Here is a 19,518-nt window from a genome sequence, read left to right as displayed (position 1 = left end):
ATGGCACATACAATCGACCCAAAGCGCACCGCCCTTCTGACCATCGACCTGCAGAACGACTTTCTGCACCCCGAAGGCGCCTATGGCCGCGCAGGGCAAGGCGCCGAGGCGATCACCGCCCTGCCCGCCCGGGTCAAGCCCGTCGTGGATGCGCTGCGCGCCAAGGGTGGCACCTATATCAGCGCTCAGTTCACGCTGGTGCCGGGGCCGAATAACGAACCGCTTATTGCGCCGCACCTGAAAGAGCTGCGGCCCTTTCTGGGCAAGGGCGATTTCGCCCCCGGCAAGTTCGGCCACAACCTTGTCGACGCCCTCGCGCCGGCCGATTACACCATTGAAAAGGTGGCCTATTCCGCGCTCTACCAGACGCGGCTGGAATACATTCTGCGGGCACTGGATATCGACACGCTGATCATTGGCGGGATCGTCACCAATGGCGGTGTCGCCAGCACGGTGCGGGATGCGCATCTGCGGAACCTGCACACGATCCTGCTGTCCGATGGGTGCGCTGCGTTCAAACAAGAGGTGCATGACGCCACGCTGCTGTCCCTTGCGTCGGTTTGCCCGAACGTGACCTGCGCCGAGATGGTGGAAACCCTGACATGAGCTTGAAAACCCGCCTTACCGCCGATGAGATCCTTGTTGCTCCGGGTGTGTATGACGCCCTGACTGCTACATTGGCCGCGCAAGCCGGTTTTGAGGCGCTGTACCTGAGCGGTGCAGCCGTCGCTTATACACGGTTGGGTCGACCGGACATCGGCCTCACCTCCGTCAGCGAAATGTCCGACACGATGGCGCTGATCCGCGACCGCGTGGACCTGCCCGTCATCATCGACGCCGACACAGGGTTCGGCAACGCTCTGAACGCGCAGCGGACCATGCGGCTCTATGAACGCGCGGGGGCCAATGCGTTGCAGGTCGAGGACCAGACCTATCCAAAGCGCTGCGGGCATCTGGCCGAGAAATCCATCATCCCCACGCAGGAAATGGTCGGCAAAATCGCCGCAATGGCTGACGCCCGGGCGAGTGACGAGACACTTATCATCGCGCGCACCGATGCGGTTGCCGTGGAGGGGTTCGACGCCGCCATCGACCGCGCAGAGGCCTATGTCTCGGCAGGCGCCGACGCGCTGTTCATCGAAGCGCTGCGATCGGTTGAGGAATTGAACACCGTGGCCCAGCGGTTCAAGGACCGCATACCGCTTCTGGCGAATATGGTCGAAGGCGGGGCCACGCCGATCCAGAACGCAACGGACCTTGAGGCGATGGGGTTTTCCATCGTGATCTTTCCCGGCGGCATTGTCCGGGCCCTCGCCCACACCGCCGAGGCGTATTATGCCAGCCTGAAGGGCACCGGCAGCAACCGCGCCTTTGCCGACCGGATGTTCGATTTCAACGGGTTGAACAAACGGCTTGGCACGGACGAGATGCTGGCACTTGGGAAACGCTACGAATCCGGCGGGCACGACTGAGCCATGTCGATCCTGCCGCCCCCCACCGCTGGCTTTGATCTGAACGTGCCGATCCTGATTGTCGGTGCCGGGGCCTGTGGATTGGTGGCTGCCTTGGCCGCCAATGATGCCGAGGCCGAAGTGCTGGTGGTCGAGGCAGATGCGGCACCGTCCGGGTCTACAGCGTTATCCGCAGGGCTTATCCCGGCTGCCGGTACACGTTTTCAGCGGGACGCAGGGATCGAGGACACAGCAGACCTTTTCGCCAAGGATATTCAGAAGAAAGCCAAGGGTGAGAACCCGCAAGAGCTTGTTGATCTGCTGGCAGGGCAGTCGGGCAAGGTGATCGAGTGGCTGGCGGATCGCTTCGGCCTGCCCTTCTCGGTCGTCACCGATTTCGACTATCCCGGCCATTCGCGTCGCCGGATGCATGGCCTGCCGACCCGCGCAGGACGGGAGTTGATCGACAGGCTACGCACCGCCTGCGAAGCGCAGGGGATCGACATAATCTGCAACCGCCGTGCGACATCGCTCTTTGTTGAGGGGGATCACGTGCGGGGCGTACGGTTGGAGGGTCCCAACGGTACGGAAGATGTGGGCTGCGACGCGCTCATTCTCGCCTGCAATGGCTATGGCGGCAATCGCAACATGGTGCGCGAGTTCATGCCCGAGATCGAAAACGCGGTGTGGTTCGGGCATGACTACAATCAAGGCGACGCGGTGACTTGGGGCGAGGCGCTTGGCGCCGAAACGCTGCATCTGAGCGCTTACCAGGGCCACGGCAATGTCGCGCATCCTCAGGGCATCCTGATCACGTGGGCGGTCATCACCCAAGGTGGCGTGCAAGTGAACCTGAATGGCGATCGCTTCTGGGATGAAAGCCAAGGCTATTCGGAAGCCGCCCGCACGGTGCTGGCGCAACCCGAAGGCGTGGCTTGGACGATCTTTGACAGCCGCATCGCGGGCATCGCGCGGCAGTTTCAGGACTTCAAGGATGCCGAGGCCATCGGTGCGATCCGCACTGCTGATACCGTGGCGGAACTGGCAGAGGTCACAGGCGTACCCGAAATCAAGCTAACACAGACCCTGTTCAGCATTCCCACGGGCGGGCCTGACGCCTTTGGACGCAGCTTCCTTGGCGAACCACTTCAACCGCCTTATTGTGCCGTCAAGGTGACTGGAGCCTTGTTTCACACGCAAGGCGGCTTGAAGGTAGATCCAGAGGGCCGTGTGTGCCAAACCACCGGAAGCGTCTTTCCAAACCTCTTTGCGGCTGGGGGCGCTGCGGTGGGTGTTTCAGGTTCTGGTGATAGCGGTTATCTGTCTGGCAATGGATTGCTGGCAGCGACAATTCTGGGACATATCGCCGGATCGGCTGCGGCCAATGATATGAAAGAGGAGCATGGACATGCTTGATGCGTCACACGCGGGTCACGGACCCTCACTCGCCAAATTCGACTGGGAAGATCCGCTGGGCCTGCGGGCCTCGCTGTCCGAAGAAGAGCGCATGATCGCTGACAGTGCGGCGGCCTATGCCGCGGACAAACTGCTGCCGCGCGTGTCGGACATGTATCTCAACGAAGGTGTGGCCCCCGAGATTTTTGCCGAGATGGGCGAGATGGGCCTGCTGGGTGTCACCATCCCCGAAGAGTACGGCGGTCTGGGCGCGGGCTATGTCAGCTATGGTCTTGTGGCGCGCGAAGTGGAGCGTGTTGACAGCGGCTATCGGTCGATGATGAGCGTCCAAAGCTCGCTCGTGATGTACCCCATCCACGCGTACGGAACGGATGAGCAGCGCAAGAAGTACCTGCCCGGTTTGGCAGCAGGGACGCTGATCGGCTGTTTTGGCCTGACTGAACCAGACGCCGGGTCGGACCCTGCGGGCATGAAGACCGTCGCAAAGAAAACCGACGGTGGTTATGTCATCAACGGTGCCAAGATGTGGATCTCGAACAGCCCGATTGCGGATGTGTTCGTGGTCTGGGCCAAGTCCGAAGCGCATGGTGGCAAGATCCGCGGCTTTGTGCTTGAGAAAGGCATGAAAGGTCTCAGCGCGCCCAAGATCAACGGCAAGCTGTCGCTGCGCGCATCCATCACCGGCGAGATTGTGATGAAGGATGTCGAGGTTGGTGAGGATGCGTTGCTGCCGGGTGTCGAGGGCCTCAAAGGTCCGTTCGGCTGTCTGAACCGTGCACGCTTCGGCATCGCTTGGGGCGTGATGGGGGCTGCCGAAGACAGCTGGCACCGCGCCCGTCAGTACGGTTTGGACCGGACGCAATTTGGAAAGCCGCTGGCGCAGACACAGTTGTTCCAAAAGAAGCTGGCGGACATGCAAACCGAGATCACCTTGGGCCTGCACGCAGCACTCCAAGTGGGCCGGATGCTCGACGCGGGTACAGCAGCACCCGAAGCGATCAGCCTGATCAAGCGTAACAATTGCGGCAAGGCGTTGGAGATCGCGCGCCACGCCCGCGACATGCATGGCGGCAACGGGATCATGGCGGAATACCACGTCATGCGCCACGCGCAGAACCTTGAGACGGTCAACACTTACGAGGGTACGCATGACGTGCACGCCCTGATCCTTGGCCGGGCACAGACAGGGTTGCAGGCGTTCTTCTGATGTCAGCACCGCTGGAAGGTTTGAAAGTTCTTGAATTGGCCCGCATTCTTGCAGGGCCAATTGTCGGTCAGACGCTGGCCGACCTTGGCGCAACCGTGATCAAGGTGGAAAGCCCCAAGGGCGACGACACCCGCACATGGGGCCCGCCCTTCATCGAACGCGAGGGCGAGGACACGCCGTCTGCGGCGTATTTCTATAGCTGCAACCGCGGGAAATACTCGGTCACGGCAGATCTGACGACCGAGCAAGGCCGCGCTTTTGTGCAAGACCTTGCGCGCGAGGCGGATGTCCTGATCGAGAACTTCAAGGTCGGCGGGCTGACCAAGTACGGCTTGGACTATGCCAGCCTGTCGGCAGCCAATCCCGGCTTGATCTACTGTTCGATCACGGGCTTTGGCCAAACCGGCCCTTATGCCGAACGCGCAGGCTATGACTACCTTGTGCAGGGGCTGTCTGGGCTGATGTCGATCACGGGAGATCCGGCAGGCGAACCGCAGAAGGTCGGCGTTGCCGTCACCGACATCTACACCGGCCTATACGCCGTGATCGGAATTCAGGCGGCCCTGCGCGAACGCGACCAAAGCGGCCAAGGCCAACACATCGACATGAGCCTGCTGGATGCGGGCACAGGGTGTCTAGTCAATCAGGCGATGAACTTCCTCGTGACTGGCGAGTCGCCCAATCGGATGGGGAACCAGCACCCTAACATCGTTCCTTACGAGGTCTTCCCGGCCTCCGATGGCGATATCATCATCGCTTCGGGCAATGATCGCCAGTTCCAAGGCCTGTGCGAGATTGTGGGACGACCTGACATTGGCGAGAACCCGGACTACCGGACCAACGCCCAGCGCGTGCAGCACCGCGACGAACTGATCGCGATGCTCAAGGCCGAAACGGCGAAGATGACCAAGGCCGATTTGCTTGAGGCGTTGAAGGCCAAGCAAGTGGCGTCATCCCCGATCAATACGGTTGGCGAAGTGTTCGACGATCCGCAGATCATTCACCGTGGGATGAAGATCATGCCCGAGGGTGTACCGGGGGTTCGCACCCCGATCACCTTTAGCACGTCAACCCTTGCGCTGGACCGGACTGCGCCCACGCTAGGGGCGCATACCGATCAGGTGAAAACATCCGGGTGGTCTTTCAAAGACTGACCACCCGGTCTTTTCTCAGTTCAGCCGCAGCCCGGTTTCCGGCGCAAAATACGACACCTTGCCCAGATCAAAGGACAGCCGCTTTGGCTGACCGGGCTTGGCCGTCGTTTCCGCGTGCAGACGCGCGGTCACGTGTTTGCCGCCCAGTTGCATCACAGCGAATGTGTCCGCCCCCGCTGGTTCGACAATGTCGATCAGGCATTCGGCTGCCTGCGTCGACTCGGACCCGCGCAGATCGGGATCGGCGATGTCTTCGGGACGCACGCCAAGGATCACGTCTTCGGGCAGATCGCGGTTCTTGGTGTCGGTCAGAACAATCGGCTCGCCAGATTTACGAGTGATCTCGATCCGTGTGCCTTCATCGGCGCGATGCGCTTTGGCCGGGATCAGATTCATCGCGGGGCTGCCCATGAAGTCGGCCACAAAGAGGTTGGCCGGGCGATTGTAGATTTCCGCTGGAGATCCGATCTGCTGGATCACGCCGCCTTTCATTACGACGATCTTGGTGGCCAGCGTCATCGCTTCGATCTGGTCGTGGGTCACATAGACCATCGACGCGCCAAGGTTCTGGTGCAGGGCTTTGATCTCGGTCCGCATCTCGACCCGTAGCTTGGCGTCGAGGTTGGACAGCGGTTCGTCAAAAAGGAACAGCTTGGGGTCGCGCACCAGCGCCCGCCCCATCGCCACACGCTGACGTTGACCACCCGAAAGTTGACCGGGACGGCGGTTCAGCAGTGGTTCGATCTGCAGCTGCGCCGCCACCTGAGCCAGCTTCTTGTCCTGCGTGGCCTGATCGACGCCGCGCACCTTCATGCCGAAGGTGATGTTCTTGGCGACGGTCATGGTCGGGTACAAAGCGTAGGACTGGAACACCATCGCGATGTCGCGGTCCTTGGGGCTGACATGGGTCATGTCCTTGCCGCCGATGCTGATGGCCCCACCCGAGATCGGTTCGAGCCCAGCAATGCAGTTCAGAAGCGTGGACTTGCCGCAGCCCGAGGGGCCAACCAGCACAAGGAAATCGCCCGGTTCGATCGACACATTGATGTCCTTGAGGATCTCCGTCGTGCCGTAGCTTTTGTAGAGGTTGTTGATGTCCAGGATCGGAGACATGGGTTTATCCTTTCACGGATCCGGCGGTCAGACCGCGGATGAAATACTTGCCGGCGACGACATAGACGAACAGCGTCGGCAGCGCGGCAATGATCGCAGCAGCCATGTCAACGTTGTATTCTTTGACGCCAGTGGTCGAGTTGACGATGTTGTTCAGGGCGACGGTCACCGGCTGGGTGCCCGCTTGGCTAAAGGACACGCCGAACAGGAAGTCGTTCCAGATCTGGGTGAATTGCCAGATAACGGTCACCACGATGATTGGGAGCGACAATGGCAGGAAGATCGACCAGAAAATCCGGAAGAACCCTGCGCCGTCCACCTTGGCCGCCTTGGTCAGCTCCGACGGGATCGACACATAGTAGTTGCGGAAAAACAGCGTGGTGAAGCCAAGCCCGTAGATCACGTGGACGAAAATCAGCCCCGGAATGGTGCCTGCGATGCCGATGATCCCCAAGGTTCGCGCCATCGGCAGCAGTACCACCTGAAACGGGATGAAGCAGCCGAACAGCATCAGCGAGAAGATGATGTTGGCGCCGCGAAACCGCCACTGCGCCACGACATAGCCGTTCATCGCGCCCAGCAGGGTCGAGATCGCGACCGCCGGGATAGCGATCAGGATCGAGTTCCAGAAATACGGGCGCACGCCCTCACACTGGATGCCGGTACAGGCCCCCGACCATGCCGTGCGCCACGCGTCGAACGTGACGTCCCGTGGCAGGGCGATCAGGTCGCCCGTGCGGATTTCATCAAGGCTTTTCAGCGACGTGGTGATCATCACGAAAAGCGGCATCAGGTAAAACAGGGCGAACAGACCCAGCGCGAGATACAAAACCCAGCGCAGGATGATCTTGCCTGTCCGGTTTTGGCCCGTGGCCTGAGACATGGACAGATCAGTCATCTTTGGTCCTCAGTTCCGAATAGAGGTACGGGACGACGATTGCGAAGACGACCATCATCATGATCATGGCAGAGCTTGCCGCCTGACCGATATCGCCGCGCGAAAAGGCCATCGCGTACATGTAGGTTGCAGGCAGGTCCGTCGCGTAGCCGGGGCCACCGCCGGTGAGCGCGATGACAAGGTCAAAGCTTTTGATGGCGAGGTGCGACAGAACGATGAAGGCCGAGAGAAAGATCGGGGCCATCGACGGGATGATGATGGCGGTATAGATGCGCCAGGTCGGGATACCATCGACCTGTGCGGCCTTGATGATCTCGCCATCCACCGACCGCAGACCGGCCAGAAACAGCGCCATCACGAAGCCCGAACTTTGCCAGATCGCGGCGATCACAATGGTGTAGATCGCCATATCCGGGTTCACCAACCAATCGAAGGTGAAGTCTTCGAACCCCCAACCTCGGACCATGGCCTGAATGCCCAGACCCGGGTTCAGGATCCACTTCCATGCCGTGCCCGTGACGATCATCGACAGCGCCATCGGGTAGAGGTAGATCGTGCGCAGCGCGCCTTCGGTACGGATGTTCTGATCCAGCAGGATCGCCAGAACCAGCCCGAGCACCATCGCGATCACGATGAACAAAAAGCCGAAAACGAACAGGTTGTTCAGCGCAGTGTCCCAGCGGGGCGATGCGAACAGGCGTTCGTACTGGATGAAGCCTTCGATGTCATAGCGTGGCAGCAGGCGCGATCGCGTGAACGAGACCCAAGCGGTCCAGGCTATGAAGCCATAGACAAAGATCAGAACTGCGATGAACGAGGGCGCCAGTACCAATTTGGGCGTGTTTTCTTCAAGCCACTTGGTCATTGGATCTGTCCCTGAAAGTCCCGCCCCAAGCGGGTGCTTTGGGGCGGGAGATTGCGTTTACATGCTGTTTGCGACTGCGTCGGCCAGCATGTTGACAGCTTCATCCGAGGACATGTCGGAGTTGAAGTGCGCAGTCACAACGTCAGTGATCGCACCGGACTGCGCACCGCGCAGCGCCATACCGTGGGCATAGCTGGGCAGGAGCGATCCGTTGTCCGAGCTTTCACCCATGTCCTTGGCGGACAGGTGTGCACAGCTGTCGAACTCTTCCAGAGACACGTCAACGCGTGCCGGGATCGACCCTTTGTTCAAGTTGAACACCTTCTGGAAGTTCTGACCGACGATCAGCTCTGCCAGCAGCTCCTGGCCAGCTTTCTTGTCGTCGCCGTCCACGTCGAACATCGCAAAGCTGTCCACGTTGTAGAGGAAGCCGTCCCCCGGAACGGACGCGCAGAGGAAGTCTTCGCCCGGTACTTTGCCAGCCGCCATGAATTCGCCCTTGGCCCAGTCACCCATGATCTGGAACGCCGCTTCGCCGTTCATGACCATCGCTGTGGCAAGGTTCCAGTCACGACCCGAGAAGTTGTCGTCGACATAACCGCGCATGGTGCGCATCTGGTCAAAGACAGCCTTCATCTCATCGGACTTCAGAGTGTCCATGTCGAGATCGACAAACGCCTTGCGGAAACCATCAGCACCGAGAACGCCCAACGCGACTGCTTCGAACACGGTAGCGTCCTGCCAAGCCTGACCACCATGTGCCAGCGGGATGATACCAGCCGCCTGCAGCTTTTCGGCCGCTGCGTTGAACTCGTCCCATGTGGTCGGCATTTCGATGCCATTGGCTTCGAGAACATCTGCGTTCGCCCAGATCCAGTCAACGCGGTGTACGTTTACGGGTGCCGCGCACCACGTGCCTTCGCACTTCATGTGACCAGCGATGGACGCCGGCAGAACATCTGCCCAGCCCTGCGCTTCGGCAACGGCCGAAATGTCGGCCAAAACGCCTTCTTCGTACCATTCCTGGATTGCCGGGCCCTTAAGCTGAACGGCGGTCGGAGCGTTGCCGGACAGAACGCGTGCGCGCAAAGCGGTCATTGCGGCGTCACCGCCGCCACCTGCGACAGGCATGTCAGTCCACTGGCCACCCTTCGAGGCAAATTCTTCCTGCAGCACTGCGACGGATTTCGCTTCGCCACCCGATGTCCACCAATGCAGAACTTCTGCCTGGGGTTCGGCATATACTGCGGATGCGATCAGAGCGGTGGCGGAGACAGCGCCGAAAAATACGGATTTCATGTGTGTAGTCCTCCCAAAATCTGTGCCAGTTCTGGCATCAGGTGCTTATGTTTGGCGAAATCACCCCTAGCATTGCAATCTCGTCATGGCGGGTTTTCAGTTACGGCGTGCAGATTTTTACAGCTCTCGTTACACGCTGTTACACTGGACGAGATTTCGTTTCCTGTTGTTACATAACAGAGGGAGCCACGGTGCAGACGTGCCGTGCAGGGAGGAGAACGGCAGATGGCGATTCCACGACTTCTTGTCGTCGATGACGATCCGGACATGCGCCAGATGATGTGCCAGTATCTGCGTCAGCACGGGTGCATCGCCTTGCCTGCCGCAACCGAAGCCGACGTGCATCGCCATCTCGATGACGGGCGGATAGACCTTGTTTTACTGGATGTGATGCTGGGCGATGAAAGCGGGCTGGAGATCTGCCAAGGCTTGCGGCGCGATCATGATGTTCCGATCATCATGGTCTCCGCCCTCTCTGCCGATCACCAACGCATGGCGGGTTATGAGACCGGAGCGGACGATTACATCGCCAAACCCTTTAACCCGGAATTGCTGCTTGCGCGGGTGCGCGCCGTGCTGTCACGGGCGCGTCGGTCGTCATCGCTGATCTACCGGAGGCGCATCCAGACGTTCCACTTTGGCGGCTGGGTCTATGACGGCAAGCAGGACGAGGTGCGGTCACCCGACGGGTATCAGGTCACGCTGTCACGTCGTGAAACCGCGCTTCTTAAGGTGCTGCTTGCCAATCCGCATATCCCACTGACGCGGCAGGAAATCGCAACAGCGCTGGATGTGACCGGTGATCAGGATCAACCCGAAGCCACCGGACGTGCCATTGACGTGCTAGTTGGCCGCTTACGGTCCAAGATCGAAACCGATCCCAAGGCACCGGACATGATCCGCACGGAACGCGGGACGGGCTATGTCTTTGCCGTCGATGTAGCCGCCGAGTCCGACTGATGAAGCGCGGGGTCCGGCTGCGCAGCCTCGCGCTGATATGGGTGGCGATCGCGATGGTGTCGGGGTCGGTTGCAACACTGTTGTGGCTGAGGTCGACGCAATCGTGGACAGACCATCTTGCTTCGGCGCAAACCGCCGGGCTGCTGACCTACGAGGCGTTGCGGACCGGACAGGACACACACCCCAACCTGAACGTCGCGCTTTTGTCTATGGCGGATGCAGTGCTTGCGGAAACCGGCAAGTTCGAACGCATTTCAGGCATGCCGCAACCCGCCTATGTCACTGTTTTATCGCTGCAAAACAACGAAGGTGGATTGCAGATCGGCGCGGTTTCGGACGTTTTGCGCTATCCGGTTGCGGACATTCAGACGGACGCTGTGCCCACCGCTTCGGCACAGTTGGCGGCTTTGACCCGGCTCTTTGCGACCTATTGCAGCGATCCAATCCTGTTGGCGCGATATGGTAACGGGCCATGGCACCGGGTGGACGGCAGTGCAATCTGGGGCTGCGACGCCGCTCCGCGCGACATGCGTCTTATGGCGGTTCTGGTTGCGCTTTTGGCAGTGGCAGCTTTGGTCACGCTGATCGGGAACACGACACAGACCTTCGACGCCTTCGCTCAGGCCTTCCGCAATCGGCGCTTTGGCGGACCGGATAGTTACGAAACGACGGGTCCAAGCGAATTGCGGGATATCGTGGATTCCCTGAACGCGTTTCTCGAAGCCGAGCGCAAACAGCTTGCCAATCGCGCTGCAGTCCTCTCAAGCGTCAGTCATGATCTGGGCACGCCTGCCACGCGTCTGCGATTGCGGACAGCCCTGATTACTGACACCGAATTGCGCCGCAAGCTCGAGTCGGACATCGACTCGATGACGGGGATCATCGAAAGCGCCCTGACCTACACCCGCGCAGAGATGAATGCCGAAGCGCCACGCAAGCTGTCGCTGAACGCGCTCGTTGAAACCATTGTGTCTGACTATCAAGACGTGGGCGAGCCAGTGACCCTTGTTCCCCCACGCGATGTGGTGGTTCAGGGAGGCAGGTCGCTATTCATGTCGCGGCAGGGACAAAGCGTCGTCACGACTGGGCGGCAGGTCATCATAAGCGGGCGTCCCGTGGCATTGGAACGGGCGATCACCAACCTAATCGACAACGCTCTGAAATACGGACGAAGCGCCAGTGTCGCCATCGAAACCGATGCACAGACTGCCACCATCGTGATTGAAGACGAAGGGTCCGACACGCTGGCCAAGGATGTTCAAGACCTGATCGGCCCGTTTGAGCGCGGCGAGAATACCGATTACATTGCAGGACACGGGCTGGGCCTGTCCATTGTCGCCACTATCGCGGCACTGCACAACGGAGCACTGTCCTTTGAGAACTCGACCACCGGCCTACAGGCGCGGTTGAGCATCCAGCGCGCCTGAACCGATTTTACCAAGCGGGAATTTTTGCGATCCCGGCAGCAAAGCACCGGTCATGGCACAAGTTAATCGCAGCAATGCCTTGTTTTTCGGTCCGCTTTGTTCAACACATTTAAGGATAAAACGTCCCAGATCAGACCCGCGCCGACAGACCGGCTGTAGCAAAGGCGCGATCATAAGGGACGACCACAACGGGGAGAACCAGATGAAAAAGCTATTGATGGCCACTGCGGCCTTGGCAATCGGCGCGACATCCGCCTTTGCCGAAACCAAGATCGGCATGATCACAACCTTGTCCGGCGGCGGTGCCGGGCTTGGCATCGACGTGCGCGACGGGTTCATGCTGGCCATCGGCCAGTCGGGCCGGGATGACATCGAGGTCGTTATCGAAGACGATCAGCAAAAGCCTGACATCGCCGTGCAATTGGCCGACAAAATGGTGCAGTCCGAGCGGGTTGATATCCTGACCGGCATCATCTGGTCAAATCTTGCCATGGCCGTGATCCCGAGCGTGACCGCGCAGGGCAAGTTCTACCTGTCGCCGAATGCCGGCCCCTCAGCGCTGGCCGGTCAGGGGTGCCACCAGAACTATTTCAACGTCGCATGGCAGAATGACAACCTGCACGAAGCGGCAGGCGCCTATGCGACGTCCGCAGGCTATTCCAACAGTTTCGTCCTTGCGCCCAACTATCCGGCGGGTCAGGACGCGCTGACCGGGTTCAAGCGCATGTTCAAAGGTGAGCCGGCAGGTGAGGTCTACACCCAGTTGGGCCAGACCGATTACGCCGCCGAGATCGCGCAGATCCGGGCGTCTGGAGCAGACAGCGTGTTCTTCTTCCTGCCCGGTGGGATGGGAATTTCCTTCCTCAAGCAATATGCTGACAGCGGTGTCGATCTGCCTGTCGTCGGCCCAGCCTTCAGCTTTGATCAGGGTATCCTGCAAGCGGTGGGCGACGCGGCTCTTGGTGTTGTAAACACCAGCCAATGGAACAAAGACATCGACAATCCGACCAACGCGGCCTTTGTCGAAAGCTTCCAAGCTGAATACGGCCGTCTGCCGTCGCTTTATGCAAGCCAAGGGTTTGATACGGCGAACCTGATCCTGTCGGCGCTGGACACGGCCGAAGTGTCGGACGCGGATGCCTTCCGCGAGGCGCTGCGAGCCGCCGATTTCGACAGCACCCGTGGCGATTTCAAATTCGGGCCGAACCATCACCCGATCCAGACGATCTATGCACGTGAAGTCATCAAGGAAGGCGATGTCTTCACCAACAAGATTATCGGTGTTGCGCTTGAGAACCACGCCGACGTCTACGCCGCCGATTGCAAGATGTAAGTTGTCACTTGGTGTGCCAAAGCGCGTCTTTGGCACACCGCAACGCGGGCCGGCATGTCAACACTCCTGATCATTGAGCAGGTCCTCAACGGGCTACAATTCGGCGTTATGCTGTTCTTGATGGCGGCTGGTCTCACGCTGATCTTTGGCGTGATGGGCCTGATCAACCTCGCGCATGGGTCGCTCTACATGATCGGTGCGTTTGCAGCGGCAGCGGTCGCCGGAGCGACGGGCTCGTTCGTTTTGGCTTTGGCAGCGGCCCTTGCCGTGGCGGCCATCGCGGGGGCGCTGATCGAAATTACGGTGATCCGAAGGCTCTACGGCAAGGCGCATCTGGATCAGGTGTTGGCCACGTTCGCCTTGATCCTGATCTTTTCCGAAGGCACACGGTGGCTTTTTGGATCTTTCCCACTTTTCCTCAATATCCCCGACTACCTGTCCGGCCCGGTCGCCCTTCCCGGCGGCATTCAGTATCCGCTCTATCGGCTGACGTTGATCGCCGTCGGGCTGTTGGTCGGGCTTGGGCTGTGGGCGCTGATAGAACGCACGCGCATCGGCATCCAGATCCGCGCGGGCGAGAACGACCGCGAAATGATCGCGGCATTGGGAGTGGATATCCGGCTGCTTTACACTCTTGTCTTTGCCATCGGCGCTGCGCTTGCAGGGTTGGCGGGTGCATTGGTGGGCGCGATCCAGTCGGTGCAGGTGGGCATGGGGGAACCTGTACTGATCCTTGCCTTCGTGGTGATCGTGATTGGTGGCATCGGGTCGATCAAAGGCGCGTTCATCGGGGCGCTTCTGGTCGGGCTGACCGACACACTGGGCGGGATCTTCTTGCCGGAGCTGTTTAAGCTGTTCATGGAACCGGGTGCTGCCACGCAGACCGGATCGGCACTGGCCTCCATGGCGATCTACATCCTGATGAGCCTTGTCCTGATCTGGCGGCCCACTGGATTGTTCGGAGCACGCGCATGATCCCCGAACGTTTGCTGAACTGGGTTGTCTTCGCGGGTCTACTGGCAGTGCCTCTTTGGGCCATCGTTGCAGACGAGCCTTTCACCATCACCCTTGTGACCCGCGCGGTGATCCTTGCGATTGCCGCTGTCGGGCTGAACATCGCCCTTGGCATTGGCGGTTTGGTGAGCCTTGGACATGCGGTGTTCTTCGGCTTGGGGGGGTATGCCATGGGCATCCTTGCCTACCACGCGCAGACTTACACCTCGCTTGATTTGTTCGGGCTAAGCCTTGCCGGAACCAAGTCCATGCCGATCATCTGGCTGGTGGCGGTTGTTGTGTCTGCCCTTGCCGCTTGGGTCATCGGGCTGCTGAGCCTGCGCACCTCCGGTGTGTATTTCATCATGATCACCCTCGCCTTTGGGCAGATGTTCTACTACTTCGCCATCTCCTGGAGCACCTATGGCGGCGAAGACGGGCTGTCGATCTATGTGAGAAACGGGTTTCCTGGCCTGAACACCCTGGTGCCGATCCAGTTCTTCGGCCTGTGTTTTGCGCTGCTTTGCATTGTGCTGTTCCTGAACGCGAGGCTCCAGAACGCGCCCTTCGGTCTGGCGTTGAACGCGGCGCGTCAGGTGCCGACACGGGTCGAGACAGTGGGGCTGAACCCAATGCGGCTCAAGCTGGTGGCGTTCGTGATCTCGGGCGCGATCACGGGCTTGGCGGGGGCGCTCTTTGCCGATCTCAACCGGTTTGTGTCGCCGACCATGTTCAATTGGCAGCTTTCGGGCGAATTGATCGTGCTGATCATTATCGGCGGGGTTGGGCGGCTCTATGGCCCCGTCGTCGGCGCTTGTCTGTTTGTGGCCTTGGAGCACTGGTTGGGGGCGCTCACTGAGTTCTGGCACGTTTATCTGGGCCTGATCCTGCTCGTGATCGTGCTTTTTGCCCGTGGTGGGATCATCGGTCTATTGACCGGCAAGGAAGGCGCCCATGTCTGAGCCAATCCTTGCCACACGCAATCTGCGCAAGAACTTCGGCGCTTTGACCGCAACAGACGATGTGTCCATCGACCTGCGCGCAGGGGAAATCCACGCCATCATCGGTCCCAATGGCGCGGGCAAGTCGACGCTGATCGCACAGATCTGCGGTGGGTTGCGACCGGACTCGGGGTCGGTGCACCTGTTGGGGCGGGATGTCACGGCGGACAACACACAGGCGCGGGCGCAAGCCGGACTGGGGCGCACGTTCCAGATCTCGGCGCTGGCGATGGAAGACAGCGTTCTGGAAAACGTCGTGCTTGGGGCGCTAGGAAGTTCGGGCAATCCATGGCGGTTCTGGTCACGGGCGCTGTCGGACACTTCGCTGACTGCCAAAGCGGATGCGGCGTTGGAACGAGTGGGTTTGATCGAGCACCGAAACACCCGATGTGCCGAGCTATCGCATGGGCAACGTCGTCAGCTTGAGGTCGCTGTAGCGCTGACACTGTCGCCAAAGGCGTTTGTCATGGACGAACCGATGGCGGGGCTGGGGGCCGAGGGATCAAAACTGCTGACCGCGTTCCTTGACCAATTGCGGTCTGAGGCTCCGATCCTGTTGGTCGAACATGACATGGACGCTGTCTTTGCCCTAGCCGACCGGATCAGCGTGCTGGTCTACGGTCAGGTGATCGCAACGGGAACAGTCGACGAGATCAGGCAAAGCCGCGCCGTGCGTGAAGCCTATCTGGGGGAAGAGGCGTGACGCTGCTGAAGGTCGATAACCTGACCGCGCGCTATGGCGTGGCGCAGGTACTGTTCGGTGTCACACTGGATGTCGCGGAAGGCGAGGTTGTGGCCCTCATGGGGCGCAATGGCATGGGCAAGACGACGACGGTCAAAGCGATCTGTCGGATGATCGCGTCTGAGGGGGTATTGAATTTTGCCGGACACTCCTTGCACGACCTGCCCAGCCACAAGGTGGCACGGTTGGGTATCGGCCTTGCCCCAGAGGGACGGCGTTGCTTCCGCGATCTTACGGTCGAAGAAAACCTGATTGCGGCGGCGCAGCCGGGCGATTGGACGTTGCGCAGCATCGCCGACCTGTTCCCGCGACTGGGGGAACGCCATACCCAGCGGGCCGCTTCGCTATCGGGTGGCGAGCAGCAGATGCTGGCCATCGGGCGTGCACTAATGACCAACCCGCGCTTGCTGATCCTTGATGAGGCAACCGAAGGCCTTGCCCCGATCATCCGGCAGGAAATCTGGGCCGCCATCGCGCGGCTGAAACAAGAAACAGGAACCGCGATCCTGCTAATCGACAAATCGGTGCGGGAATTGGCGCAGGTGTCAGACCGCGCTGTTATCCTTGGACGGGGTGAAACGGTATGGTCGGGTGCTTTTGCGGACATCACGCCCGAGGTGTCAGAAACCTATGTGGGCGTCTAAGACCGCTCTCTTAGCGACCGTGATACCGGGATAGCAGCGCATCCGTGGCCATATCTTTAGGACGCTGGTTGACCAAAAGAACACGCAGTCCAGAGTTTTGAAATACTGCCAGAGCCCTGAGAATCGCATGATCAATCCAAGCATTTGCATTGCCGAATGCACCCCCGCCCAACCGCGTCAGAAGCACCGTGGTCGTCCCTCCGCGTCGACCGTTCAAAAACGCGGCGCTCAGAGTGGCTTCGTAGGCCGCTTCCAGGATGAGGGATGCCAATTCCGGACAGTCCGATTGACGGACCGATGAATAGGCGACGGGCAACGCAGAGCAATAGACCTGTGTGACACTGGTACCGGGTGCCGCCGCCTCGTCTGTCACTTCGACGCCCCAGTGCACACCCACCTGCAGCAAACATCGCAGCCTGTCGCGCTCAAATTCTGAGAGTGCTCCAAGATACTCTTCTGCGAGGTGCATACCCTTGCGGTTCAGCAGGGCATATCCGTTGCGCATTTCCCAAAATGTGTCTTTGGGTTGGCCTATCCGGTCGGCAAGCGTGTCTCCGAGTTTGGCTATCGTGTCGATCTGGCAGTCCGCAGTTTGACCGAACTGGCCAGATACCGGGACAAAATAGTTCCGAAAAATCGTGCCTGCACCAGCGGCCATAGCGCAGGCCGGCCCTTGCGTCTGGTCATACGCATAGCGCGTAATACCGTCTTCAGGCGTCACGTCCGGCGACGTCATTTCCAGAAGATTGAATTGTGAAGCCACTTGAAAGGTTGCGCCCGTGAATCGGGCATCTGAATGCAGGGCGCGAGCATCGCCAATGACCTTATCCAGACAGAGCGGCACATCCTTGGCCATAGCATCGACAATGCGCGATCTCAGAACCTCCAGAGACAGAACCTCTAAGTCTGCGACACCAAACGTTTTTGCCGATGCAGTGCTGTGCAGCTTGCCCTCATGCACGCTCAGCCGATCCTTGGTCTGCGCGTAAGCCGTTTCCTGAAAGCCCGTGATCCGTTCAAACCAGTCCATGTGCCTGCTCCTTAATGGCTCCAAAAGACCTCTAAGCCGACCAGACAGGGGAGCGTTTGAATCGCACCCGTGTCTGTAGGAGACCATAAAGCAAAGTCAGGACACTGTTGTTGACCGAAAACAAAGAAGCACTTCACGAAAGGTTCGGGGCCAGCAGGCAGGGATGAGGATCGGGCCGTTTCGTATGCGCCAATTCAAAGTCAAAGTGTCTTGAGTCCCGGCGCCTTGGTCCGAAAGTTGGGCAAGCGTGCTGCAGTCAGTCGTGCATCAATGCCTTGATACTGCCGATGAAAGTGGCGTCGTCCTGCTGTTTGCGCTTATCTAGAAGTTCGACAGCGTCTGGTCCGGCGCGGAACCTGAGTTGGTCGCTATTTGTGTTGGCCGCCTGCCATATCACATCGGCCACGAGTTCGGGTGCTGAAGGGTTAGATGCCAGCTTGCCGAAGACGCGCCCCATCGCTTCGGCTGTGGGCGCATAATCACCGAGGCTTTCGTCCATGGCGAAGTCAAAGGAACGCCCACCGAAATCGGTCTTGATCATGCCCGGCTCCACGATGCGCACCCGGATCCCGAGCGGTTCCAGTTCGTAGTGCAGCGCTTCGGAGAGGCCTTCGACAGCGAACTTGGTGCCGTGATAGAGCGCGCCAAGCGGAAAGGTCACCTGCCCGCCGATGGAGGAGATGTTGATGATCGCGCCCGATCGCGATGCCCGCATGTGGGGCAGGACAGCTTTGGTCACATCCAGCAGGCCGATTACGTTAGTGTCGAACTGGCGGCGGATGCGGTCGGTCGTGAAGGCTTCGAGCGGACCATAGGCACCATATCCTGCGTTGTTGAGCAGCACGTCGATTGAGCCGAAACGGTCGATCGCTTCGGAGACAGCAGCCTTGATGGATGAAGGGGCGGTTACATCAAGACGGGATACCAACATAGTATCGGTGTGATCGAGGTCTGAGGTGGCAGGGTCGCGCATTGTGGCGACGACATTCCAGCCTTCGGACTGGAACCGCAGGGCCGTGGCCTTGCCGATGCCAGAGGACGCACCGGTGATAAGAATTGTCGGCATGGAATGGCTCCTTCAAGCGTTGAGGCGCAGCATGTCGGCGATGCCGAAATTGCTCAGGACGGTGTAGGTGACATCATGCAGCGCGGTGTTGTAGCGTTCGATCTCGGGACCGACGCCGGTGTGATCGACCACGGTCCGAAAAGGTTTTTGTCCGAAAGGAACTGCCAGCAGGGCAGCCACGGCCTCGGCGATACGTTCGGGGCGCTGATCGGGTGTGGCCTCCAGCATCTGCGCCAATGCCTGAGCCGAAAGGGCTGGTACGACCGCGAAGTCGCCGTACTCAGTCTCTCGCATTGGGTCTTGCGGCGTGACCATTCCGTCGAAGAAGGCCGTGGGCATGGCGCCAGGTTCGATGATGCAGGATTCGATGCCAAAGTCGGACAATTCGGTGCGGTAGCATTCCACCATCGCCTCCAGCGCCCATTTTGACGCCGAATAAGTGCCGTAGAACGGTGTCGCGATACGCCCGATCAGGCTGGAGGTATAAAGGATCGTGCCACGCCCCTGCGCCCTGAAATGCGGCAACGCTGCGCGCATGATGCGCTGCACGCCGGTCACGTTGACGTCAAAGACGCGTGTCATATCCTCGGGCGACATCAGCTCTTGGATGCCGTAGGCGCCAATCCCGGCATTATTGAACAACACATCCAACCCACCAAGCGCGGCGATAGCATCAGCCACACCGGCCTCTGTGCTGGCAGCGTCGGTCACGTCCATCTCGATGATCTGTGCGCCGTCGGCTTCCAAAGCGGCGACGATGTCAGCTTTGCGCCCCGTGCGGCTGCGCACGCTGCCGGCAACCTGATGACCCTGCTCCATTAGCGCGCGTGCGGTAGGCAGGCCGAACCCACCTGCGATTCCGGTGATGAAAATCTTTGCCATCTGTTCAACCCCTATCCTGCTGATACAGAAGCAATAC

General features: G+C 59.9%; 19 protein-coding genes. 12 read left to right on the top strand and 7 right to left on the bottom strand.

Annotation, left to right across the window (positions count from 1 at the left end):
- From MCRY_RS06865 to MCRY_RS06845, 5 genes are read left to right on the top strand one after another with little or no spacing between them, the layout of a single operon-like run.
- Positions 1-606, top strand: a complete 606-nt coding sequence (locus MCRY_RS06865) for a cysteine hydrolase family protein (RefSeq protein WP_171046115.1) — start codon at positions 1-3, stop codon at positions 604-606.
- Positions 603-1,472 (top strand): isocitrate lyase/PEP mutase family protein, encoded by an 870-nt coding sequence (locus MCRY_RS06860; protein ID WP_085628759.1) that lies wholly within the window; start codon positions 603-605, stop codon positions 1,470-1,472. Before MCRY_RS06865 ends, MCRY_RS06860 begins: the two co-directional genes overlap by 4 nt.
- A 3-nt stretch (positions 1,473-1,475) precedes the next feature.
- The gene (locus tag MCRY_RS06855; protein ID WP_085628758.1) at positions 1,476-2,867 is read left to right on the top strand and encodes an FAD-dependent oxidoreductase; all 1,392 of its coding nucleotides are present in this window, start codon (positions 1,476-1,478) and stop codon (positions 2,865-2,867) included.
- Positions 2,860-4,074 (top strand): acyl-CoA dehydrogenase, encoded by a 1,215-nt coding sequence (locus tag MCRY_RS06850; RefSeq protein ID WP_085628948.1) that lies wholly within the window; start codon positions 2,860-2,862, stop codon positions 4,072-4,074. Before MCRY_RS06855 ends, MCRY_RS06850 begins: the two co-directional genes overlap by 8 nt.
- Entirely contained in the window at positions 4,074-5,228 is a 1,155-nt protein-coding gene (locus MCRY_RS06845) for a CaiB/BaiF CoA transferase family protein (RefSeq protein ID WP_085628757.1), read from the top strand. Before MCRY_RS06850 ends, MCRY_RS06845 begins: the two co-directional genes overlap by 1 nt.
- A 15-nt stretch (positions 5,229-5,243) precedes the next feature.
- Here MCRY_RS06845 and MCRY_RS06840 read toward each other — a convergent pair whose 3' ends face one another.
- From MCRY_RS06840 to MCRY_RS06825, 4 genes are read right to left on the bottom strand one after another with little or no spacing between them, the layout of a single operon-like run.
- Positions 5,244-6,341 carry an ABC transporter ATP-binding protein gene (locus MCRY_RS06840; protein WP_085628756.1) on the bottom strand — a complete coding sequence of 366 codons (1,098 nt, stop codon included), beginning with the start codon at positions 6,339-6,341 and terminating at the stop codon, positions 5,244-5,246.
- A 4-nt stretch (positions 6,342-6,345) separates the two neighbouring features.
- On the bottom strand, positions 6,346-7,239 hold the full coding sequence (locus tag MCRY_RS06835; protein ID WP_085628755.1) for a carbohydrate ABC transporter permease: 894 nt from the start codon (positions 7,237-7,239) through the stop codon (positions 6,346-6,348).
- Positions 7,232-8,104 carry a carbohydrate ABC transporter permease gene (locus MCRY_RS06830; RefSeq protein ID WP_085628754.1) on the bottom strand — a complete coding sequence of 291 codons (873 nt, stop codon included), beginning with the start codon at positions 8,102-8,104 and terminating at the stop codon, positions 7,232-7,234. Before MCRY_RS06830 ends, MCRY_RS06835 begins: the two co-directional genes overlap by 8 nt.
- Positions 8,105-8,161: 57 nt before the next feature.
- Positions 8,162-9,403: an ABC transporter substrate-binding protein gene (locus MCRY_RS06825; RefSeq protein WP_085628753.1), complete on the bottom strand. Its 1,242-nt coding sequence runs from the start codon at positions 9,401-9,403 to the stop codon at positions 8,162-8,164.
- 225 nt (positions 9,404-9,628) lie between these two features.
- Here MCRY_RS06825 and MCRY_RS06820 point away from each other — a divergent pair, with 225 nt between their 5' ends.
- From MCRY_RS06820 to MCRY_RS06790, 7 genes are all read left to right on the top strand, one after another.
- The gene (locus tag MCRY_RS06820; protein ID WP_085628752.1) at positions 9,629-10,363 is read left to right on the top strand and encodes a response regulator transcription factor; all 735 of its coding nucleotides are present in this window, start codon (positions 9,629-9,631) and stop codon (positions 10,361-10,363) included.
- Positions 10,363-11,790 carry a sensor histidine kinase gene (locus MCRY_RS06815; protein WP_085628751.1) on the top strand — a complete coding sequence of 476 codons (1,428 nt, stop codon included), beginning with the start codon at positions 10,363-10,365 and terminating at the stop codon, positions 11,788-11,790. The genes MCRY_RS06820 and MCRY_RS06815 overlap by 1 nt, the downstream gene beginning before the upstream one ends.
- Before the next feature lie 202 nt (positions 11,791-11,992).
- Positions 11,993-13,123, top strand: coding sequence for an ABC transporter substrate-binding protein (locus MCRY_RS06810; protein ID WP_085628750.1), 1,131 nt, complete (start codon positions 11,993-11,995; stop codon positions 13,121-13,123).
- Between the two features lie 54 nt (positions 13,124-13,177).
- On the top strand, positions 13,178-14,098 hold the full coding sequence (locus tag MCRY_RS06805; RefSeq protein ID WP_085628749.1) for a branched-chain amino acid ABC transporter permease: 921 nt from the start codon (positions 13,178-13,180) through the stop codon (positions 14,096-14,098).
- Positions 14,095-15,078: a branched-chain amino acid ABC transporter permease gene (locus MCRY_RS06800; RefSeq protein WP_085628748.1), complete on the top strand. Its 984-nt coding sequence runs from the start codon at positions 14,095-14,097 to the stop codon at positions 15,076-15,078. Before MCRY_RS06805 ends, MCRY_RS06800 begins: the two co-directional genes overlap by 4 nt.
- The gene (locus tag MCRY_RS06795) at positions 15,071-15,820 is read left to right on the top strand and encodes an ABC transporter ATP-binding protein (protein ID WP_085628747.1); all 750 of its coding nucleotides are present in this window, start codon (positions 15,071-15,073) and stop codon (positions 15,818-15,820) included. Before MCRY_RS06800 ends, MCRY_RS06795 begins: the two co-directional genes overlap by 8 nt.
- Positions 15,817-16,503, top strand: a complete 687-nt coding sequence (locus tag MCRY_RS06790) for an ABC transporter ATP-binding protein (protein WP_085628746.1) — start codon at positions 15,817-15,819, stop codon at positions 16,501-16,503. Before MCRY_RS06795 ends, MCRY_RS06790 begins: the two co-directional genes overlap by 4 nt.
- Positions 16,504-16,513: 10 nt before the next feature.
- Here the strand turns inward: MCRY_RS06790 and MCRY_RS06785 are convergent, their stop codons facing one another.
- The 3 genes from MCRY_RS06785 to MCRY_RS06775 form a co-directional block, all read right to left on the bottom strand.
- A complete protein-coding gene (locus MCRY_RS06785) occupies positions 16,514-17,533 on the bottom strand; it encodes a hypothetical protein (protein ID WP_085628745.1) in 1,020 nt (339 codons plus the stop codon).
- A gap of 256 nt (positions 17,534-17,789) precedes the next feature.
- Entirely contained in the window at positions 17,790-18,599 is an 810-nt protein-coding gene (locus tag MCRY_RS06780) for an SDR family oxidoreductase (protein ID WP_085628744.1), read from the bottom strand.
- Positions 18,600-18,611: 12 nt separating this feature from the next.
- A complete protein-coding gene (locus MCRY_RS06775; RefSeq protein WP_085628743.1) occupies positions 18,612-19,481 on the bottom strand; it encodes an SDR family NAD(P)-dependent oxidoreductase in 870 nt (289 codons plus the stop codon).
- Between the last annotated feature and the right edge of the window lie 37 nt (positions 19,482-19,518).

The organism is Marivita cryptomonadis (genome assembly GCF_002115725.1).
Taxonomy (GTDB): Bacteria; Pseudomonadota; Alphaproteobacteria; order Rhodobacterales; family Rhodobacteraceae; genus Marivita; species Marivita cryptomonadis.
This window is presented reverse-complemented; position numbering and strand designations above follow the sequence as displayed.

What these genes read in the sequence shown, in the direction of transcription:
- MCRY_RS06825 (WP_085628753.1), bottom strand. Translation starts at nt 9,403, where the DNA reads ATGAAATCCGTATTTTTCGGCGCTGTCTCCGCCACCGCTCTGATCGCA.
- MCRY_RS06775 (WP_085628743.1), bottom strand. Translation starts at nt 19,481, where the DNA reads ATGGCAAAGATTTTCATCACCGGAATCGCAGGTGGGTTCGGCCTGCCT.
- MCRY_RS06845 (WP_085628757.1), top strand. Translation starts at nt 4,074, where the DNA reads ATGTCAGCACCGCTGGAAGGTTTGAAAGTTCTTGAATTGGCCCGCATT.
- MCRY_RS06780 (WP_085628744.1), bottom strand. Translation starts at nt 18,599, where the DNA reads ATGCCGACAATTCTTATCACCGGTGCGTCCTCTGGCATCGGCAAGGCC.
- MCRY_RS06820 (WP_085628752.1), top strand. Translation starts at nt 9,629, where the DNA reads ATGGCGATTCCACGACTTCTTGTCGTCGATGACGATCCGGACATGCGC.
- MCRY_RS06795 (WP_085628747.1), top strand. Translation starts at nt 15,071, where the DNA reads ATGTCTGAGCCAATCCTTGCCACACGCAATCTGCGCAAGAACTTCGGC.
- MCRY_RS06785 (WP_085628745.1), bottom strand. Translation starts at nt 17,533, where the DNA reads ATGGACTGGTTTGAACGGATCACGGGCTTTCAGGAAACGGCTTACGCG.
- MCRY_RS06850 (WP_085628948.1), top strand. Translation starts at nt 2,860, where the DNA reads ATGCTTGATGCGTCACACGCGGGTCACGGACCCTCACTCGCCAAATTC.
- MCRY_RS06805 (WP_085628749.1), top strand. Translation starts at nt 13,178, where the DNA reads ATGTCAACACTCCTGATCATTGAGCAGGTCCTCAACGGGCTACAATTC.
- MCRY_RS06860 (WP_085628759.1), top strand. Translation starts at nt 603, where the DNA reads ATGAGCTTGAAAACCCGCCTTACCGCCGATGAGATCCTTGTTGCTCCG.
- MCRY_RS06815 (WP_085628751.1), top strand. Translation starts at nt 10,363, where the DNA reads ATGAAGCGCGGGGTCCGGCTGCGCAGCCTCGCGCTGATATGGGTGGCG.
- MCRY_RS06865 (WP_171046115.1), top strand. Translation starts at nt 1, where the DNA reads ATGGCACATACAATCGACCCAAAGCGCACCGCCCTTCTGACCATCGAC.
- MCRY_RS06840 (WP_085628756.1), bottom strand. Translation starts at nt 6,341, where the DNA reads ATGTCTCCGATCCTGGACATCAACAACCTCTACAAAAGCTACGGCACG.
- MCRY_RS06800 (WP_085628748.1), top strand. Translation starts at nt 14,095, where the DNA reads ATGATCCCCGAACGTTTGCTGAACTGGGTTGTCTTCGCGGGTCTACTG.
- MCRY_RS06830 (WP_085628754.1), bottom strand. Translation starts at nt 8,104, where the DNA reads ATGACCAAGTGGCTTGAAGAAAACACGCCCAAATTGGTACTGGCGCCC.
- MCRY_RS06810 (WP_085628750.1), top strand. Translation starts at nt 11,993, where the DNA reads ATGAAAAAGCTATTGATGGCCACTGCGGCCTTGGCAATCGGCGCGACA.
- MCRY_RS06835 (WP_085628755.1), bottom strand. Translation starts at nt 7,239, where the DNA reads ATGACTGATCTGTCCATGTCTCAGGCCACGGGCCAAAACCGGACAGGC.
- MCRY_RS06855 (WP_085628758.1), top strand. Translation starts at nt 1,476, where the DNA reads ATGTCGATCCTGCCGCCCCCCACCGCTGGCTTTGATCTGAACGTGCCG.